This is a genomic window from Psychrobacter sp. 2Y5, assembly GCF_051847375.1.
Taxonomy (GTDB): Bacteria; Pseudomonadota; Gammaproteobacteria; order Pseudomonadales; family Moraxellaceae; genus Psychrobacter.
In genome coordinates this window covers 144,945-164,587 of record NZ_JBPYDA010000002.1, presented here as the reverse complement: position 1 = coordinate 164,587, position 19,643 = coordinate 144,945, and the positions used below count along the sequence as shown (strand labels likewise).

At 44.5% G+C, this 19,643-nt stretch carries 13 protein-coding genes; 8 read left to right on the top strand and 5 right to left on the bottom strand.

The window, feature by feature from the left end; all coding sequences use genetic code 11:
- Positions 1-75 precede the first annotated feature (75 nt).
- Positions 76-1,305: an outer membrane protein assembly factor BamD gene (locus tag ACS8E3_RS02600; RefSeq protein ID WP_439240932.1), complete on the bottom strand. Its 1,230-nt coding sequence runs from the start codon at positions 1,303-1,305 to the stop codon at positions 76-78.
- Positions 1,306-2,010: 705 nt separating this feature from the next.
- Here ACS8E3_RS02600 and ACS8E3_RS02595 point away from each other — a divergent pair.
- The 6 genes from ACS8E3_RS02595 to ACS8E3_RS02570 all read left to right on the top strand — a co-directional run bounded on the left by ACS8E3_RS02595 (position 2,011) and on the right by ACS8E3_RS02570 (position 9,639).
- The gene (locus tag ACS8E3_RS02595; protein WP_439240930.1) at positions 2,011-3,159 is read left to right on the top strand and encodes an RluA family pseudouridine synthase; all 1,149 of its coding nucleotides are present in this window, start codon (positions 2,011-2,013) and stop codon (positions 3,157-3,159) included.
- 66 nt (positions 3,160-3,225) lie between these two features.
- Complete coding sequence (locus tag ACS8E3_RS02590; protein ID WP_439240928.1) at positions 3,226-4,266, top strand: polyphenol oxidase family protein; 1,041 nt, start codon at positions 3,226-3,228, stop codon at positions 4,264-4,266.
- Between the two features lie 41 nt (positions 4,267-4,307).
- A complete protein-coding gene (locus ACS8E3_RS02585) occupies positions 4,308-4,913 on the top strand; it encodes a flavodoxin family protein (protein WP_439240926.1) in 606 nt (201 codons plus the stop codon).
- Positions 4,914-5,586: 673 nt separating this feature from the next.
- A complete protein-coding gene (locus ACS8E3_RS02580; protein ID WP_439240924.1) occupies positions 5,587-7,029 on the top strand; it encodes a cytochrome c in 1,443 nt (480 codons plus the stop codon).
- Between the two features lie 302 nt (positions 7,030-7,331).
- Positions 7,332-8,933 carry a flavin monoamine oxidase family protein gene (locus ACS8E3_RS02575; RefSeq protein ID WP_439240922.1) on the top strand — a complete coding sequence of 534 codons (1,602 nt, stop codon included), beginning with the start codon at positions 7,332-7,334 and terminating at the stop codon, positions 8,931-8,933.
- Positions 8,934-9,006: 73 nt separating this feature from the next.
- Positions 9,007-9,639: a c-type cytochrome gene (locus tag ACS8E3_RS02570; RefSeq protein ID WP_439241333.1), complete on the top strand. Its 633-nt coding sequence runs from the start codon at positions 9,007-9,009 to the stop codon at positions 9,637-9,639.
- Positions 9,640-9,798: 159 nt separating this feature from the next.
- On the opposite strand, the gene ACS8E3_RS02565 is transcribed toward ACS8E3_RS02570, so the two are convergent.
- From ACS8E3_RS02565 to tolQ, 4 genes are all read right to left on the bottom strand, one after another.
- Positions 9,799-11,136 carry a translocation protein TolB gene (locus ACS8E3_RS02565; protein WP_439240920.1) on the bottom strand — a complete coding sequence of 446 codons (1,338 nt, stop codon included), beginning with the start codon at positions 11,134-11,136 and terminating at the stop codon, positions 9,799-9,801.
- Between the two features lie 126 nt (positions 11,137-11,262).
- Positions 11,263-12,246, bottom strand: a complete 984-nt coding sequence (locus ACS8E3_RS02560; protein WP_439240918.1) for a cell envelope integrity TolA family protein — start codon at positions 12,244-12,246, stop codon at positions 11,263-11,265.
- Between the two features lie 44 nt (positions 12,247-12,290).
- Positions 12,291-12,746 (bottom strand): protein TolR, encoded by a 456-nt coding sequence (gene tolR / locus ACS8E3_RS02555; RefSeq protein WP_439240916.1) that lies wholly within the window; start codon positions 12,744-12,746, stop codon positions 12,291-12,293.
- A complete protein-coding gene (tolQ, locus tag ACS8E3_RS02550) occupies positions 12,743-13,465 on the bottom strand; it encodes a protein TolQ (RefSeq protein WP_439240914.1) in 723 nt (240 codons plus the stop codon). Before tolQ ends, tolR begins: the two co-directional genes overlap by 4 nt.
- An 815-nt stretch (positions 13,466-14,280) precedes the next feature.
- Here tolQ and ACS8E3_RS02545 point away from each other — a divergent pair.
- Both ACS8E3_RS02545 and putA read left to right on the top strand, forming a co-directional pair.
- Positions 14,281-15,576: an NCS2 family permease gene (locus ACS8E3_RS02545; protein ID WP_439240912.1), complete on the top strand. Its 1,296-nt coding sequence runs from the start codon at positions 14,281-14,283 to the stop codon at positions 15,574-15,576.
- Positions 15,577-16,387: 811 nt separating this feature from the next.
- Positions 16,388-19,642 carry a bifunctional proline dehydrogenase/L-glutamate gamma-semialdehyde dehydrogenase PutA gene (putA, locus tag ACS8E3_RS02540; protein ID WP_439240910.1) on the top strand — a complete coding sequence of 1,085 codons (3,255 nt, stop codon included), beginning with the start codon at positions 16,388-16,390 and terminating at the stop codon, positions 19,640-19,642.
- Position 19,643 lies beyond the last annotated feature (1 nt).

The following is a 19,643-nucleotide window of genomic DNA, read 5'->3' as shown; positions in this document are numbered from 1 at the left end:
AAATAAGGCCAACGATAGCGTTGACCTTATATTTATCCACTTACGTCATAATTTAATACAATATTAGTCAGCAGACTATTCAGCGTCTTCTTCAACGACATCAGTATCTGCTGGCGTGAGCTGAATACGCTCGCTAGTATTATCATCAGGTAGCGTAGAGCGGCGCACAGGGTTAGTGGTTTGCGGATTGACAATAGCGGATCTGGCAGTAGAGCCGGTGCTCGCTTGGTCGGTGATGCGCTCGCTTTCATTTTCAGGCAGACCTAGACCGATATTGACACCGCGATTTCCGCCTGTAGCAAGGTTACTTATAGAGGCATTGGCATCGCTAGTTGCTGCTGCATTGTCGCTTGGCAAGCGTAGCTGAGTGGCACTACGAACGATCTGCTCTTTGGTCGCGCCAGTATATTGGTCCGTTGCTATAGACGACTCGCTAATACCGGAACGACCAAGCTTGCCAAAGGTCAGCTTATTTATCCAAGAGCTATCACGTTTGGTATTGATTTTAACCCGGCCATCATTAGTTAACCAGCTTGGATAGTTGATCTGTAGTAGCGTTTGGTACTCTTGCGCAAGATCAGTAATACCAAGCTTTTGATGCGCGTAAGTTAAGATAGCTAGCGCTTCAGGAACGGACTCACTCAGCGGGTAATACTGTACGACCCATTTGGCACGGTTGACGGCAGCGACATAAGCTTCGCGCTCGATATACCAGTTAGCCGCCGTCAGCTCGCTTTGTGCAAACTGATTGTAGATAAAGGTCATACGTTGAGCGGCGTCAGGAGAATAAGGGCTATTAGGGTACTTATTGACCAGCTCTTGGAAGTTGGCAAAGGCAAGACGTAAATAAGCCGTATCACGCTCCGCTTGATTGACTTTGAAGATTTTTAAGCCATCAGATGAGCCTTCCATATTAGCTACTCCGCGTACGTAATAGGCGTAACTGACTTGCGGATTAGAAGGATAAAGACGAATGAACTGTTCGGCGCTGGCGGCAGCGAGCTCATAGCTACCATTAGCGTACTGAGCGTACATCACATCAAGCAGTGCTTGCTCTGCGTAAGGCCCAGTAGGATAAAAAGTACGCAAGTTATTCAAGTCATCGATGGCTTGGTTATAACGGCCTTTGTCGATTTGTGCAATGGCATCGTTATAATAAGCTTGTTCAGACTTTTCAGCCGTTTCGACGGCATCTACATCATCGCCTGTTAGGTTTTTGAAAGTCTGGCAGCCGGCCAAGCTTACACTTAAGGTAAGCAAGGTTATTGAAGATAGTTTGATAAACGTGTTGCCTACAGGGCGCATACTTCTCTCCGCACAAAAGGCATAATAGCAGCGACGCTACTATGCAACATAACAGGTTAATGATAAAAGTCAGTAGTAGCACCAATCGATAGGCTACTAGCAAAAGTTCTGCCTACTTTATAGAATAATGCAAGCTTCGTCTATTTTTTCACAGTTTATTTTCGCAAGCTTAGCGATTTTACCTAACATAATTTCCAACACCTAACATTGTGCCTAGCTTAGTATACTCAACTGAATATATAGCCGAACCCAAATAAACTAGAGTAAGACGGTTATCAATTATATCATTAAGCCTAAGTTAAATAAGCGCTACTGAATGAAGGTAAATAAAGCCCAAAACCGCTACGGCAACAGTTTAGCATGAGCGGCATCAATGAGCGATAATGAAAAGAGCAACTGGGGGTAAATATACAGGAAGTTACTACGATGTTATATTCCAGAGATATGAGCGCGTCTATTTTGGGCAGACTTTGGTAGCCAGATTTATAGAGAGCGTTCTAACTAGGCAATAAATGCATGTGAACTACTTAACCGCCCTAATAACAGATAACTTAATGACGCTGTAGGGTCTGAGCGTTTGCCATGCTACAATATAGCATTAATTAACGGGTATTTTATTTTGATAGTTAGTGATTTTAATTATCAAATAATTATCTACATTTCTATAAAGTGCACTATGGTGACTTTACGACGACTGAATATGCTATGAATGATAATGCCACAAATACAACCCTAAATGCTGATGATGACCTGATCGAAAATGAAACAGTGTTAGCAGACTTTGAAGATGACTCTCTTGCTGATGATGGTCTTATTGATGAAGAGATAGAAGACGATGAAGAATCGGGCGATGAGCAGCAAGGCTCTCAGCTAGCGGGTCAACGCGTATTAGAAGTCATTGATGTAACGCATACAGTGACTGAGAAAGAGTCAGGCCTACGCATCGATAAGCTCGCCTCACAAGTCTTTACTGATTTCTCGCGCGGGCAGCTTCAAGGATGGATCACTGACGGTAGTTTGCTGTGCAATGGCAATGTAGAAAGACCCAAATATCGGGTAAAGGATGCTGACGTTTTACATTTATCCACGACGCTACAGCAGCATAGTGAAGATCAGCCAGAAAATATCGCTATCGAAGTCGTCTATGAGGATGAAGCGGTACTCGTCATCAATAAGCCAGTTGGCATGGTGGTGCATCCTGGCGCCGGCAATCAAACAGGCACGCTGGTTAATGCGCTATTATATCACTATCCGCAGCAGCACCATTTGCCGCGCGCAGGTTTGGTGCATCGTATTGATAAAGACACCTCAGGACTGCTATTGATCGGTAAAACGAAACCGGCGCAAATGGCGCTGATGGAGCAACTTAAAGATAAGAGTGTATATCGTCATTATCAGTGTGTGGTGGCCGGGGATCAGGCCAGTTTGAGACGGCATCAAAGGATCGATGCGCCTATCGGTCGCCACCGCAATCAGCGCACCAAAATGACGGTTATGACTGCTGGACGCGAAGCAGTCACCCATCTATTGAAGATCACCCCTTTGAATGAAAACTACTGTTTATTAGATGTCGCGCTTGAGACCGGACGCACGCATCAAATCCGAGTGCACTTGAGTCATATCAGCCATCCTATCGTTGGTGATCGGGTCTATGGCGGTCGTCGTCAGTTGCGTGCTGGCTTAAGCGAGGAGCAGCGCCAAACTATCGGTAGTTTTCCGCGTCAAGCTTTGCATGCTTACGCTTTAGGGTTTGTGCATCCGTTTACTGGTGAGGACATCGAGGTCACCGTGCCGATCCCAGAAGATATGCAGCAGCTTATAGCGGTGTTGAGCGATGATTATGATTCAGAATAACCGTTGGTAAGCTAAGCTTTTAAGACAGCTTGTTAAGCCAATTTAAATCTATATGAAGCGTAGAATATGACAGACAAGACAACCGCTTTAGGCAAGCCCCCAGTGCGATTAATCGCTCAGCGCGAAGGCGTTTATGTTTTTCAGACAACAGCGCTTGCAAAGACTGCTGATGATAATGACCTGCTCGCGGCCAAAAGCGAGCAATTGCAAAAAGCCCAGGCAAGCTACGGGGAGTTTAATCTAGGCTTACATGTCAATGACGCTAGTCTGGCCGTATTGATGAACCGTATGCGCTTATTAGGTACAATCAATAAGCAACTAAGCGTGCATCACTCAAGCGCGCAACCACCAATAATTGATAGCTTACACTGGGTCAATCAAGTGCATGGCAAGCAGGTTTATGATATTGATAACAGCGCTGATGATGCACTTCATAACGTCAAGCTGAGCATGCGCCCAGTAGATGCTGACGCGATGATTAGCCGGCAAGCTGGTACGGCTTTAGCGATTATGACTGCAGATTGCGTGCCTATTGTATTGTACCAGCCGGCGACTAAGCAGATTGCAGCGATTCACGCTGGCTGGCAAGGTTTAGCGTACGGAATTATCAAAGCGACTACTGAGCGTTTCGATAGCAGTGCACCTATCATAGCTTGGATAGGGGCTTGTATTAGCCAAGCCAATTATGAAGTAGGTCGCCAAGTGTTAGCAAAATTATTAGCTGGCTGCACTGATAATCAGTTACTAGACTCGAGAACTCTCAATAATTTTGCCTCTTTTTTTAGTAGCTCCACTTTGACGGAAGCAGAGATGAGCGATGACAGTCATCTTGATAATAGAATCAATAGTAGTGATTTACATAAGCGTATTGCTAAATTATCAAATCGCGCTACCCTAAGCACAGATAAAAACTCTATCGATAAAATTAAGCTCAACTTACCGAAGTTAGCTGCCGCACAACTAGAGTATTCAGGGGTACAAATAGCGAATGATGCCGCTATTGATTGTAGCTATGAAGATATTCATTATTACTCTTATCGCCGGCAGACCCATTTACAACAGCCAGCTACTGGGCGCATGGCTTTAATTATTGTCCGCGGCTACTAATTGCCACTTATTCCATAAACCAATTCATTATTCGAGCTCGTATGACCACATCTATAGCCGCGACGGCAAATCATCTTGATAGAACCTCTAACTTATCCATAGCTGTTGTTTATCACAGTAATTATGGCCATACCAAACGTGTTGCAGAAGCTATCGCTACAGGCGCTCGTCAGCAGTTGGCAGATACACAAGTAAAAGCTATCGATGTCCATGAGGTCGATTGGGATTTTTTGGATCAAGCCGATCTGATTGTGCTTGGCAGTGCGGTATATATGGGCAGCTTAACGGCGGGACTTAAGATCTTTATGGAGGAGACCTCAAAGCGTTGGTTCCATCGCAAGTGGGAAGGCAAGTGGGCGGCAGCCTTTGCGAACTCAGGGGGGCTGAGCGGCGATAAGCTCGCGGTACTACAACAAATCAATCTGTATTGTATGCAGCACGGGATGAATTGGATTGGTTTGCCACTTATGCCAACGGGACACGGTGAGAATGATCTAAACCGGCTATCGAGCTATTTGGGCTTAATGACGCAATCTGCTGATGGGCCGCCAGAGGAAACTCCTGGCAAAGGCGATATAGATACTGCGATATGGTTTGGTAATCATTTAGCCAAGACGATTATCAAGCATCAGCCAATAAACGATTGATAGTTTATAAAAAACCACTAAGTAGCTAGCCGTGCAAAAGGGCAGATATCATCTAGATACTTGCCTTTTTTTATGCGTTTTTACTTATTGAGACTCGTTTTGAGTGGTGGGATGAGATTATAGTCTGACTTTCTAGACGAGTATTACGGCTGAGCATAAACGTTATAAGAGATAACAGGAATAGGGCTAGCACCAAACTGCATAGACTGACAACCGCTTTGCAGCGTTGCAGACATAATGACAGCGCTGAGGATAAGCGCGCGTATAACAGGAATTTTAAATATTGTTTTCAAAATAATAAGTCTCTTAACGTACATAAAAAATGGATAGTTGAAGTATACCTGATGCGAGCAGCCGCGAGTTGTTAGCTATTAAAACAAAACGTTTGTACAGAGGTGAACCATATAAACTAGTCTAATTTTTGTAAAGTATTTGAAGGAATACGTTAATAAACTAGCAATACTTTAGAAATAATATAAAGTTGACTTAATAAGATATTAAATGACGTTGATAGGGCGCAGTATTCAGTATAAAGGTGTTATAGCTTTTCAGAACACTAAGTTAAGAGTATTGTTAAAAGTACTATGTTAGTTAAGAAGTTAAGAACACTGTGCAACCCAGTCAACGCAAAACAACAAATTAAAAATCAAGCTGCTAGCTATACGAGGATATTATGAAGCCACTTTATCTGATGCTATCGATGTTTGCTATCGGTCTCACCTCTACTGCTGCATTAGCAGAAGCTGCAAGTCTACCTGATGCTGCAAGCCTACCTAATGTTAGCCCTGCCAACAGTGATCTTGTCAATCGCGGTGCTTATATTGCTCGCGCTGCTGACTGCATGGCCTGTCATGGCGATGACTACACCGGCGGTAATGCTATCGAAACGCCTATGGGCGATATTTATTCAACAAATATTACTCCCTCCAAACAATACGGCATCGGTAAATATACTGAAAAAGATCTGAAAAATGCGCTGAAGAAAGGGCGGGCGCCTAATCATATGATTTATCCCGCTATGCCATATCCCTCTTATAGCGGCATGACTGATGAAGACATCAGCGCCTTGTTTGCTTATCTACAAACGGTACCGGCTTATGACGAAGCTCCTGATTATAAGACCAGTTTGCCATTTCCCTTTAACTTTCGCTTCTTAATGCTAGGCTGGAATGTGCTCAACGTACCTTCTACTGAAAATCGCGAAGGTCTAAGCGCAACTCAGCAGCGCGGCGAATATTTAGTGAATAACCTTGGCCATTGCGGTACTTGTCATACGCCGCGTAACAGTACCATGGGTTTTGATAAAGACAAATACTTATCAGGGGCCGAGCTTGGCAACTGGTATGCGCCTAACATTACCCCTGATGAGTCGAGCGGTATCGGTAGCTGGAGTGAAGAAGATATCGTCACCTATCTGCGCACTGGCCAGCTTGATCAACGCGCTTATGCTGGCGGGCCCATGGCGGAAGCGGTGGCCCACAGTACTCGTTATTTGAAAGATGAAGATTTAGGGGCTATTGCTTCTTATCTAAAAGTAGTACCTGTCGTACAAACTGAAGATAAAGTGAGCCCGGTAGACGCCTCGCGTTTGCCAAGCCCAATCAATGAGTCTATTACTCATGATCTGCTAGCTCAGGATGATTATCTTACCCAAGCTAAAGCGCAAGTCACTGGCGGTAGTAACTCTCCTGAAGCGTTATATTTAGCAGAATGTGCAAGCTGTCATGGCGTTAACGGTTATGCCCAGCCTGATGCCCGCTACGCACCTATCGTAGGTCTAAGCAGCATCCGCAGTGATAATCCTAATGCTTTAATCAATGTCATCGTTCACGGCGCAGAAGGCGCGACCGATACCACGCCTAAGATGCCAGGATTTGAAGAAGAGCTGAGTAGCGAGCAGATTGCTAATATTGCCAACTATGTCAGAGTTAAATTTGGTAGCTTGCCTAGCAGTAATTTGACTGCGGATGATGTTGATCAAGTGATAACAGCTGAACCTGCGCAGCCCTTTTTAATAAAATATGCCGGTTGGTTGGCCGCTCTTGGTATCATCGTTGCTATCGTGATTATATTCTTTATTATTCGAGCCATTATACGCCCAAGACGTAATAGCTAAGATGGACTTTTATGCTCAATAATGGGTTTTATTGAGCCGCTTAGGACAAGTTATGACTAAGCTTAGCAATAGTTAGCGTATGAATTATCGCAAGACTACTCAGAGTAATACTAGCGATATGCAAACCAAAAACATCGTATTTAAAACAATAATAGGGTAAATGACCAAGTAATAATAACTGATTTAGATAAACTCATTTGATCTCTCATCCACACTCACAACTTCGAGATCATTGAGCTCATAGAGAAATAGCATCAATCAGATATTAGGTAGTATGACCGTCATACCAAAAGGACAACATCATGAAAGATATGCTTCAATCACCAACACGTCGACAACTGCTCTCAATGATCGGCAAGACTGCTGGAGCCACGGCTATGTATCAAGCCATGACTACTTTAGGATTTGCCTCAGAGTCTAGCTTCAAAGAAACCGTGGATCTTAAAGGCGCTCCTCCAGGTGCTAGTATCGTCATCCTTGGCGCCGGTCTTGGTGGACTAACCGCAGCTTATGAGCTACGCAAAGCCGGTTATGATGTCAAAGTGCTCGAATATCAAAATCGCGGCGGTGGCCGGAGTTGGACGCTGCATAGTGGTGATAAATATACTGAGCTTGGCGGCGAAGAGGTGACTTGTGATTTTGCAGAGGGTAATTATTTCAATGGTGGACCTTGGCGTTTGCCCAGTCATCACTATGCCGTCTTTCATTATTGCAAAGAGTTTGGCGTTGAGATGCAGCCTTTTATTCAGACCAATGATCGCGCTTATCTACATCGTAGCACTCACTTTAATGGTGTACCGCAGCGTTTGGGTGATGTAAAAAACGATATTCAGGGTAATTTAGCAGAGTTGCTGTCAAAGTCAGTGAACGTTGGTGGCCTTGACCGTTCGGTTAATAAAGAGGATAAAGAGAAGCTGCTTGAAGGCTTAAAGGGTTGGGGTGTACTTGATAAAGACTATCGCTACCGTTCCAGCAATGCTACTAGTAAACATCGCGGTTATAGCGTTTTTCCGGGTGGTGGTTTGATGCCAGATGAGCAGCCCTCTAAGCCTTTACCTATTAGTGAGATATTAGACTCAGGCATGTGGGCAGATATTTATGGCAACCATATGACTTACGCCCATCAACCGACTATGTTTCAGCCGGTTGGCGGTATGGGTAAGATCGGCGATGCCTTTACTCGTGAATGCCGTGAGATGATCGAGTTTAATGCTAAAGTAACTAAAATTAATCAAGACGATACTGGGGTTACGGTAGATTACGTCGACAGCAATAGTCCTGATGGTGCAACTAAATCAGTACGTGCGGACTGGTGCATCTGCAACATACCACTTACGGTATTGACTCAAATCGATATCAATGTTTCACAACCAATGAAGCAAGCGATGGCGGCAGTACCTTATGAGACTTCTTATAAGGTTGGTTTAGAGTTTAATCGCCGCTTTTGGGAGGAGGATGAGTGGATCTATGGTGGTCTCACTTATACTGATATGCCTATTGCGCAGATTGCCTATCCTTCAGAAGATATGTTCAATGATGGTCCTGGGGTATTATTAGGAGCTTATGGTTATGGTCCAACCTCTTATAAATTCAATAGTTTAACCCCAAAAGAGCGTATCAACGTCGCGTTAGCCTACGGCAAATATATTCATCCCCAGTATCCTGAAGAGTTTAAAGCAGGGACATCAGTCGTTTGGCACCGTATACCGTGGACATTAGGGTGCTATGGTATTTGGAATGAATCGACTCGTCGTCAACATTACGATACCTTGTGCAGTATTGATAACCGTATTGTACTAACAGGCGAGCATTGCTCACATATCCCAGCATGGCAAGAAGGCGCTATTTTATCTGGTATGGATGCAGCGAAGCGTCTCCATAAAAAAGCAAAATTGTTAGGTTAAAGACTAGGTTAATGTGAACAACTATAAAAATTCAGAGGCAATCATGGACAATGCAATCGTGAAAAAATTAATCATGAAAAACATGACACCTAAGCTGCTGACTGTGATGTTGCTGAGTGCGATGGGCAGTACAGCACTTTTAGGCTGTAGCCAACAGTCAGACGATGTAGAGACTGTAGCTAGTATACAAGAGCAAGACTCGATAACGACAAATGACTATCAAGCGAGCCGTAACACAGGGGCTTGGGGCGGTGTCTACATGAGCCGTGAAGAGCTGGCAGCACCTGCTGTCAATATCGTCGATGACAGCTCGCTCCCTGATATGGAAAACGACCCTAGTATTGCTGAATGGGAGGTAAAGTTTGAGGGGAAAAATGCTTTTGTGACAACGGATGGCAAAAATCTGTATCATGATTCTTGTGCTGCTTGTCATATGCACAAAGGCGAGGGAGCTTACGGTGCAGGCTACTATCCTCCATTAGCTGATAACAGTAAGATGCAATCAAAATATTATATTATCGATATTTTGATTAATGGTTTCCGGGGCATGCCGTCATTTCATGGAATGATGAACGATGAGCAAATGGCGGCAGTGACTCAGTATGTGGTCAGTGATTTAAATGGTTTTAACGATACCGTCACTGCTGAAGATGTCGCGCAGCTGAGACATGCTAAGCCACCAGCGGGTGATCCAAGCGATGAGTAAGTGTCTAATCAATTAATTAACACCTTTTAAGCTTTTAGTATATTTTCTATTATCAGAAATCTCTAATTGCAGTAAGCTGAAACCAAAAGCGCCTAATGATTTATTAGGCGCTTTGTTGTATTTAAAGTGCTATGAAACTGCAGAACTGAGGCTAATCCGCTATTTAGGACTGGCTGACCAAACAGGCGAGCGCACTGTGCCACTGCTAGGTACATTTATAGCGTTACCACCAGTTAAAGACTTAATAGTTAAGACCCCTTTGCCACCTTGTCTTGAAGCATACACAACGCGTTTACCATTAGGTGAGAAGCTGGGCGCTTCATCAATACCGGTATTCCCCAAATTTGCAGTTACCCCGCCGTTACTATTCATAACAGCTGCTGAGCTGCCGTTCAAAAAGGCAATCTGCGTACCATCACTACTGAACTGCGGGCTTGTGGCATAGCTGCTATTGGATACTTTAGTGGTGCGCCCTGAGCCAAACTCATAACGATAGATTTGCGGCCTATTAAAGCCCGCTTTATCAGAGACAAAAACGAAGGATTGGCCGTCAGGCGCATAGTTTGGCTGTACTTCGCTACTTGGCCAGCTGATGAGCTTACGTAGATTACCACCATTAGTATTTATCTGATAGATATCAGCGCTACCCTCAAAGCTGCTAGAGAATAAAATCTTGTTGCCATCAGGAGAGAAGGAAGGACTTAAGTTGCTGCCTTGATAATTGGCTATAGCCGTTGCTCCGCCGCCACTGACATTTTGAATGTAGATGACTGGATAGGACTTTTCGCGCTGCACCGAATAAGCGATACGGTTACCATCAGGAGACCAAGCAGGCGAGAAGATAGAGCCTTGTACCTCTGTCATCGTTCTTGCATTCTCGCCATCAGCGTCCATCACCTTTAAGCGTGAGACTTTATTTTTACCGGCTCCAGTTTCCTCAATATAAGCGATACGACCCGAAAAATCACCTGGCGTACCAGTGATGAGCTCGTAGATCTTATCTGCTATCACATGACCGGCATAGCGCATACTTTGGGCATCATTCTTAGCAGTTAGGCTTTGTTTGCCTTGAATGATACGACCAGATTTGACATCGATTACCTCATAATCTGTAGTCACTTGACCGCGATTGCTGCGAGTGCTACCGACGACTAAGTAGGGGATGCCCATACTTTGCCAAACTGGCAGAGTACCTGCAAGCTCACTACTACTACGCGGCTGCTGCGGCAGACCCTGGCTGGTGACCTTTAACTCAGTTCGGCTCAAATCGTTTAAAATAATAGAAGATAAAACACTGTCACCTGCAAAGGGTACAAAGGCGACTTGGTTTTGTTGTCTCGGCGCTACGACGGTGACATCGATCTCCATAGGCGCAGCATTAGCAGAATATAGAGGAGCAAACATCAATGGCGTTATCAACAACGAAGCTGACGCTATGTTTAGAGCTGAGAAGGCTGCTAGCTTTGGGGTTGTTAGCTTTAAAAGTAATAATTTCATAGGTTAGTGCCCTAGGTTAATAATAGTTCTAAAATAATCGGCGGCGAGAGACAAATGTCAAAAGGCTCTAATTTAGTCATCTTCAACACTATGTTCAAATATGCCCAAAGTCATGTATACCTTAATCTATTGAACCACAACGTTGATATTTAAAGCCGCGAAGCTGGCAGGGTTGGCTAAATCAATTGGTAAGGGGCTTGCGGCAAAAGCGGCTTTTTCTGCGGCATTATTAACCGCGCTATTGGAGCCAGTGGCTTCGGCGGATAACACGTTACCTTGATTATCTAACCTTAAAGCCACTTTAGCAGTAATACCTTGGGTTTCAAGCGGCGCTTTTAAATTTCTCTGAATTTTAGCTGCTATGCTTTTTTTAAAATCACCAGTAGAACGTGAAGCGCTACTATTATTATTAGCTGATCTGCTATCAGCCGTTGATTGACCTTCTGATAAATCAAAGGTTTTGCCCGCGCTGCTCGGAAGCCCCGTTTCTATCTCTATATTACGATCAGATTTGCTAGGGCGATTGATTCTAGGGTTTGTCGTGTTTCTTTGTTTATTACGATACTCTTTGAGTCGTTCGCGCTCTTCTTCACTATCTTCTTGCTTACGCTGTTCGACTTGCTCGAGCCGCTCGCTCGCTAATGCCTCGGACTGAGCATTCCATTCCGCTAGATTGCGCTCATAATCTGCTGATTGTTCAGCCAGTCGCTGTTGCTGATCTTCGCTCATGAGTATAGGCTCATCAGCCGCGTCATCAGAGCGCATAAATACGGGCACTCTTTGTGAGCTTGATGGCGCAGAGTCTGAGGGATCTGCAGAAGAATTGCTAGCAGCACTCTCAAAGGTTTCAGCTGATAAAGCACTATTGGCTTGACTAGCCGCTTCAGCAGCTGCGCGATTGCTCAATATTTGAGACTGCATCTCAGCTAATTGCTCAGGCGACACCATCGTTGTCTCAATCGCGCCGCTCGTCTCTAAACTTGGCTGCTGATAGGTGTAGATCAGGAGACCGAGCACTATACCGTGCGCGAGCAAGCTTAGCAGCGTAGGCATCGTTAGCCCATCACTTTCAGGCTGAGTGGGGATATAGACTAGGGGCGCATTATTCATAAGTATGAGGGGGCATTTAAGTTAAAGGGCATGGATAGCATTTTTTATTGTGGCATAGGCAGAGGTGGGCCTGTCAGTAGTCCGACTTTTTCAATACCGGCTTGTTGCAAGTTTGCCATCAGCGAAACGATAGCGCCGTATTGATTGTTTTGATCAGCATTGATCATAATTTGTAATGGCTGTCCTGTTTCATTATTACTTTGCGTTTGTAGATTGAATAGAGTGTTAATCAGCTCAGGCTCACTGATGGGCACATCTATATTATCCTCATAACTCATAAAAATCTCACCACTATCGGTCAAAGAGACAATAATCGGCAGCTGGTTTTGGCTCATGCTTGCCGCTTGCTCTTTGGGCAAGTCTACTTCTACGCCAGTTGTCAGCATCGGCGCGGTTACCATAAAAATCACTAACAGTACCAGCATCACGTCGATATAAGGCACGACATTCATCTCGCTATTGAGCGTGGCTTTTTGACGCTTATAAGGACTTGGCTTCATAGACCAGCACCTTGAGCGCTCTTCATAACCTGAGTGGTAGCCGTTGGGTTTTCAATACTGGTTTCGCGCTGAAGCATGCCGGTCATCTCATCGCAGAACAAGGCGCGCGACTCATAAAGCCGTGCTGACTTAGCCGTGAAGTGATTGTAAGCTAAGACAGCAGGAATAGCAGCAAATAGCCCCATAGCGGTAGCGATTAGCGCCTCAGCGATACCGGGTGCGACAGAGGCGAGGGTGGCCTGATCGGTTTGTGATAAGCCCAAAAAAGCATTCATAATGCCCCAAACCGTACCGAATAGACCAACATAAGGAGCGACTGATCCTATACTTGCCAGCGTAGTCAGACCTGACTCTAACAACTGCTGCTGACGGCCAAGACCAACGCGCAGCTTACGCTCAACGCCGTCGATAATATCGTCTTTAGGTTGGCGCTTTTTGTGCATTCTTAGATATTCAGAGAACCCAACATAAAAAATCTGTTCAAGACCTTGTCGATCAGGTGAGCCTTGTACGCCTTGATAGAGCTTCGCTAAGTCTTCACCTGACCAAAACCAAGTCTCAAACTGCTCATCGAAGCTTTTGGCACTACCTAAACGCGCGCTGAGCCGAAAGATAACCACCCAACTAAGCAGTGAGGCTAATAATAATAAGGCCATTACGATTTGTACTAGCAGGCTCGCTTGGGTAATAAGGCCGATAATATTTAAAGATTCAGGCATCTAGTGGACTCACAATAATTAACGATAACTAGCAATAGCTAAAATAGACAGCATACTCAGACCCAATTAAAGGGCGTAAAAGCAAGTGAGTAACTGAATGATTATAAATCAATATTGCTGACAATATTAGGTGTTATAAAATAACAGAGCAAAAAAGAGATTGAGTATTTAAATGCTTCTAGGTCATATGAACTCGTTAGTGTACGTCTAAATGATAAAAAGGTCATTATTAATGTATTAAGTAATTACTAATAATTGATTTCGCTAAATAACGGATGACAACACGTCGTAAATATAATATGGTTTAGCTTGCAGGTTGAATTGTAGTTTTAACTTACTTAATTGTCACAAAGTATATTTTTTTATATACTACGCCTTGAGGCAAGTTATCACTAATTTTAAATGTGTTTATTCTACAAAGCACCACTGCTGATAGCGACAACCTTGTCAAAGCTGAGGCAATGTAAAACGCAAAATCAGACCTTGTTATCATAACTGATTTTGTTACGGAGAATGAGATGATAATGACGTCAACTTTATCTTAAAGACGGAGGCGAGACTTCTAAAGACGTTACGTTATAAACTCATTCGGCTAGAATGACTAAACTAGATAAGCTTCTTCTCGTATCGCTTAAAAACCATTCTACATCACATCATGAGCTAGTAGCATGATGATAAAACATGTTTAAAAATACACTCATTGAGTTAAAAACGCCAAGTTAATTTTGGTATGGATAGCTTTTTGATCGACCTGTTAAACAATGAGGTTTTAGTTTGGAAGCGATACTTAATTAATGCAACTTGGAAGCGACACTATGAACGCAATTGAACGATATTATGGGATTACTGGTGAAAACACCACCATAAAAACAGAACTTCTCGCCGGTTTAACAACCTTTTTGACCATGGCCTACATTATCTTTGTCAACCCGAACGTCTTAGGTGATGCGGGTATGGATAAAGGCGCGGTCTTTGTCGCTACTTGCTTAGCTGCGGCGATTGGTTGTTTTATTATGGGTATTTATGCCAAGCTGCCAGTCGCACTAGCGCCTGGGATGGGGCTTAACGCCTTCTTTACTTACGGCGTTGTTTTGGGTATGGGCTATACTTGGCAGGTTGCACTTGGAGCGGTCTTCTTATCTGGGTGTATCTTTGTAGTTTTGAGTCTATTTAAGATACGCGAAATTATTATTAACTCTATACCCAACTCACTAAAGCAAGGGGTTGTGGCCGGTATTGGTGCTTTTTTGGCTTTTATTGCACTCCAAAGTGCTGGCGTCATCGTCAATAACGATGCCACTTTGGTCGGCCTAGGGGATATGACGACCTTCTCTCCTGCTATGGCAGCTTTTGGCTTTATCGTTATTATTGCTTTAGCTTATAAAAAAGTACCTGGCGCTGTGACTATCGGTATATTACTCGTTGCGCTCATCAGTTTGTTAACAGGTAATACCCAATTTACAGGGATTATTTCAGCGCCGCCTTCTATGGCACCGACTTTCATGCAGGTTGATATTGCAGGCGCTCTAAATGTCGGCATGATCAGTGTTATCTTTGCTTTCTTATTCGTTGATTTATTCGATACCGCAGGGACTCTAATTGCGACCACTAAGCAGGCAGGTTTAGTCGATAAAGATGGTAATATACCTAATATGGGTAAAGCGCTATTAGCTGATTCTACTGCAACTGTCGCAGGTACTGTTTTGGGTACTTCATCAACGACTAGTTATGTTGAGAGTGTCTCTGGTATTGCGGCTGGTGGTCGTACAGGCTTAGTCGCGGTGACAGTCGGGGTGCTATTTTTACTGAGTACGTTCTTTGCACCACTTGCTGGCATGATTCCCGCTTATGCTACTGCTGGCGCTATCTTTTATGTCGCAGTACTGATGCTAGCCACGCTAAAAGATGTGGAATGGTTTGACTTAACTGAAGCCGGCCCAGTCGTCGTTGTGCTACTATTTACGCCTTTAACGTATTCTATCGCTGATGGTATCGCACTTGGATTTATCACTTATACTGCTGCTAAAGCATTAACAGGTAAGTTTGCCGATATTAGTATAGCGGTTTGGATACTGACGATAGTACTGCTTGGCAAAATCATATTTGTCTAAAGCCGGGTTATAAGTTTACGAAAGAGTCACTCCAATCTAACCCTTCTTATCACTCCTAGATAAGAAGGGTTTTTTATGAGCTTTCATAGCTTTTTAGGAGGTTTTGAATGGATAGAACGCACTCTTTTATTGAGTGCTGCTATCGTTTGTTAACCTTTAATTGTCATATTATAAGCGTGGATACAGTCATAAAGTCGACAAAGAGTAAACAAAAAAAGATATCTTGAGCGTCAATAGCAAGATGAATATGGTATCTAATTGTTTTTAAAGGTAATAGTAGTTGAAAATAAATCTCGGCTAACCATAGTTTGATTATTTTTTTCATGATAATATGACCGAGTTAAGCGCATCACCTCAAGCAACGCCGTAGAGGTTTTTCTTACAGTGAATTTGCAACACCCTGATCATATATTCACCGCTATCAGAACCATCAGCTCAGACTATGATCGCACTCCTTCACTACCGACAAGAAGAAGGCACTAATGCCGCTTAACATTATTTTGCCTTTGTATTGTTAACGTAGTCCGTTTAACACGCAACGATCTACTTAACCGTATCCAGCTTTTGCTGGATGTGCTCGTTTTGTGATAGCGCCGTCTGGTCTTTTATAATTTGGTTTTTGTCTTTATCTATAGCTACTTTAGAGATCGCATTTAGAGAATTATTTCTATCTTAGATATCTCTCTATAAGTGAATGATTATATTTTTCATCGCTCTAAATACCTAATAACATCAGTATAAAGATATGAGATTATAAAAATCTTGACGCTCTATTTATCATAGTTTTTTAAACGATAATTATGGAGTTGGTATGCACCCAATAGATCAGTTTACCCCACAAGAGCCAATACTATTTAAGCCAACAGAGCTGCTTTCGCCTGATTATATTAAACAGTCAAGTGATGAGCTGTATGCGCGTATCTCACCATTATACAGTGTCGATGAGGAGCGCTGGCTGTCAGAGCTATTGCCTTTGGCTAAGCCAACCGACGCAGAGCGCGACGCGGCAAGTGAGCAGACGCGCAAGCTCGTTGAGTATGTGCGCCGTGATAATAAATCAGTCAAAATGGTAGACTCGCTACTATTAGAGTACAGCTTGGATACGCAAGAAGGCATCCTACTGATGAGCTTGGCTGAGGCTTTGATTCGCGTACCAGACAACTATACGGCTGACGCGCTTATTCGTGACAAGATGAGTGTTGCCGATTGGAAAAAACATCTCAAAGATGATAATGGATTTATGGTCAATGCCTCCACTTGGGGCATGATGATGACCGGGCGGGTGGTTAGTATTGATAGCAGTACGACGGCGTCAGGATTTTTGGATCGCATGACCAAAAAAATGGGCGAACCTATGATCCGTAGTGCGATGCAAAAAGCTATGCGGATAATGGGTCATCAGTTTGTCTTGGGCGAGACCATTGAAGGCGCCAATAAAAACAGCCAGCCATATCGCAATAAAGGCTATACCTATTCATTCGATATGCTAGGTGAAGCGGCTATCACTAACCGCGATGCTGAGAAATACTTCAATGATTATCTGCATGCGATTAAGTCTACGGCTACTATTAAAGTAAAGGAAAGTATGCCCAAACCTTCAGTCTCCATCAAGCTATCAGCGCTACATCCGCGTTATGAGGCGACCCAAGAGTCGCAGGTACTTGGACTATTGCGTCAGCGCTGCGTGCTACTCATTGAGGCTGCCCGCGAAGTCAACGTCGATCTAAGTATCGATGCCGAAGAAGCCGATCGCTTAGAGATCTCTTTAAAGCTATTTGAATCATTATATCGCGATCCTATTACTGCTGGCTGGGATGGTTTGGGTCTTGTGGTACAAGGCTACTCTAAGCGCGCCATCGCGATCTTTGCTTGGCTTGCACGCTTAGCGACTGAGGTTGGCGACCGTATTCCACTGCGTTTGGTCAAAGGTGCGTATTGGGATACTGAGATTAAGCTGGCTCAGCAAAAGGGCTTGTCAGGCTATCCGGTATGGACACGTAAAGAAGGCACTGATACCGCATATCTAGCCTGCGCGCGTTTCTTACTCTCAGATCATCTGCGTGGTCTGATTTGGCCACAGTTTGCCACTCATAATGCGCATACTTTGGCATCTGTCATGACCATGAGTAGTCACAGAGATTTTGAGTTTCAGCGTCTACACGGTATGGGCGACGCGCTCTACGATCTTATTTTGCAAACCTATCAGATACCAGTACGTATTTATGCCCCAGTTGGCGCGCATCAAGACTTGCTGCCGTATTTGGTGAGACGTTTACTAGAAAACGGCGCGAATAGCTCATTTGTGCATCAGTTGTTAGATAAGTCTTATCCTATCGATAAGCTCACCGTGCATCCTTATGACAAGCTAGTGGCGAATGAGTATCTGCATAATCCAGAGATTCCATTGCCATTAGAAATATACGGCGAGCGTAAGGCGAGCTATGGTCCTAATATCTTTGTTGAGTCACAGTGGCAACCTTTCGAAGCGGCGATTGCAGAGCAGCGCAAAAAAACTTGGTCGGCGACCTCAATTATCGATGGTCAAGCGATCAGTGAGTATACAAAAGATGGCAGCACCCATCAGCTCGATAGCCAAACTATCCGTGCGCCCTGGAATCATGATGTTAAAGCTGGCGACGTCAAATACGCTAATGCCGATATTGCTAACCAAGCCATTGATGCGGCAGTAGCGGGCCAACAAGCATGGCAAGCGGTTCCTGCTGCGAGGCGCGCTGAGATACTACGTAAAACGGCAGACTTGTATGAGGAAAACTACGCCGAGCTGATGGCGCTTTGTCAGCTTGAAGCGGGTAAAACCATGCAAGATAGTATTGATGAGATCAAAGAAGCGGTGGATTTCTGCCGGTTTTATGCTGATGAAGCGGAGCGCTTAGCGGCTGAGGTTCATGAGTTGACTGATTTATCTGGCAAGCCGCTGCGTCAAGTGTATAACGCACGTGGCACCTTTGTCTGCATTAGCCCTTGGAACTTTCCTTTAGCGATTTATACCGGTCAGATTGTTGCCGCGCTCGCTGCTGGTAATACGGTAGTGGCAAAACCTGCTGAACAGACCAGCTTGATCGCTCATTTTGGCGCGCAGCTCATGTATCAAGCGGGCGTACCCGCTGAGGCACTACAGTTCGTAGTTGGCGCAGGGGAGGTGGGCGGCGCTCTGACTGCCTCTGATAAGATCGCAGGCGTCATCTTTACCGGCTCAACGCAAACTGCTCAGCGTATCAACCAAAGTTTGAATAATCATGCGCAGACAAGTGGTGAGCTGCCGATATTGATCGCTGAGACGGGAGGCCAAAACGCGATGATCGTCGACTCAACTGCATTGCCTGAGCAAGTAGTCACCGATGCCGTGTTATCCGCGTTTGGCTCAGCAGGTCAGCGCTGCTCGGCTTGTCGTATCCTTTGTGTACAAGAAGATATCGCCGATGGCATCATCGAGCTACTACAAGGTCATATGGCAGAGCTGGTAGTGGGCAATCCGACTTATGTTTCAACTGATGTTGGCCCTGTCATTGATAGTGATGCCAAAAAAGGCTTAGAGGCGCATATTGCACGGATGCAAGACGAGTCGACCGCGACTATTTTGGGACAAACCCCTATGAGCGCAAGCTCAGTCGTTAGCGAAGACGAAGCGACCTTTGTATTGCCTACCGCGATTGAGGTGAACAGTATTGATGTCATCGGTGGTGAGCATTTTGGTCCGATATTGCATGTACTACGCTACCAAGCGCGTGACCTCGATAAGCTGATAGATGCGATCAATGGTACGGGCTTTGGTTTGACTTTAGGCATTCATAGCCGTATAGAAAATATCGCTGAGCATATCGAGCGCCGTGTGCTAGTCGGTAATACTTACATCAACCGTAACCAAATCGGTGCGGTGGTCAATGTCCAGCCTTTTGGTGGTACTGGTCTATCTGGTACGGGACCCAAAGCTGGCGGACCGCATTATGTCGCGCGTTTAATGAAGCTCAGCGCTGAGCAAAGCGCCGCTGACGACAATGCACATAGTATAAACAATCAATCATCCACGCAAACAGAGCTCGCATAAG

Bases quoted from the DNA above. Each gene is read 5' to 3' on its own strand.
- ACS8E3_RS02600 (WP_439240932.1), bottom strand. From the start codon at position 1,305: ATGCGCCCTGTAGGCAACACGTTTATCAAACTATCTTCAATAACCTTG.
- ACS8E3_RS02595 (WP_439240930.1), top strand. From the start codon at position 2,011: ATGAATGATAATGCCACAAATACAACCCTAAATGCTGATGATGACCTG.
- ACS8E3_RS02590 (WP_439240928.1), top strand. From the start codon at position 3,226: ATGACAGACAAGACAACCGCTTTAGGCAAGCCCCCAGTGCGATTAATC.
- ACS8E3_RS02585 (WP_439240926.1), top strand. From the start codon at position 4,308: ATGACCACATCTATAGCCGCGACGGCAAATCATCTTGATAGAACCTCT.
- ACS8E3_RS02580 (WP_439240924.1), top strand. From the start codon at position 5,587: ATGAAGCCACTTTATCTGATGCTATCGATGTTTGCTATCGGTCTCACC.
- ACS8E3_RS02575 (WP_439240922.1), top strand. From the start codon at position 7,332: ATGAAAGATATGCTTCAATCACCAACACGTCGACAACTGCTCTCAATG.
- ACS8E3_RS02570 (WP_439241333.1), top strand. From the start codon at position 9,007: ATGAAAAACATGACACCTAAGCTGCTGACTGTGATGTTGCTGAGTGCG.
- ACS8E3_RS02565 (WP_439240920.1), bottom strand. From the start codon at position 11,136: ATGAAATTATTACTTTTAAAGCTAACAACCCCAAAGCTAGCAGCCTTC.
- ACS8E3_RS02560 (WP_439240918.1), bottom strand. From the start codon at position 12,246: ATGAATAATGCGCCCCTAGTCTATATCCCCACTCAGCCTGAAAGTGAT.
- tolR (WP_439240916.1), bottom strand. From the start codon at position 12,746: ATGAAGCCAAGTCCTTATAAGCGTCAAAAAGCCACGCTCAATAGCGAG.
- tolQ (WP_439240914.1), bottom strand. From the start codon at position 13,465: ATGCCTGAATCTTTAAATATTATCGGCCTTATTACCCAAGCGAGCCTG.
- ACS8E3_RS02545 (WP_439240912.1), top strand. From the start codon at position 14,281: ATGAACGCAATTGAACGATATTATGGGATTACTGGTGAAAACACCACC.
- putA (WP_439240910.1), top strand. From the start codon at position 16,388: ATGCACCCAATAGATCAGTTTACCCCACAAGAGCCAATACTATTTAAG.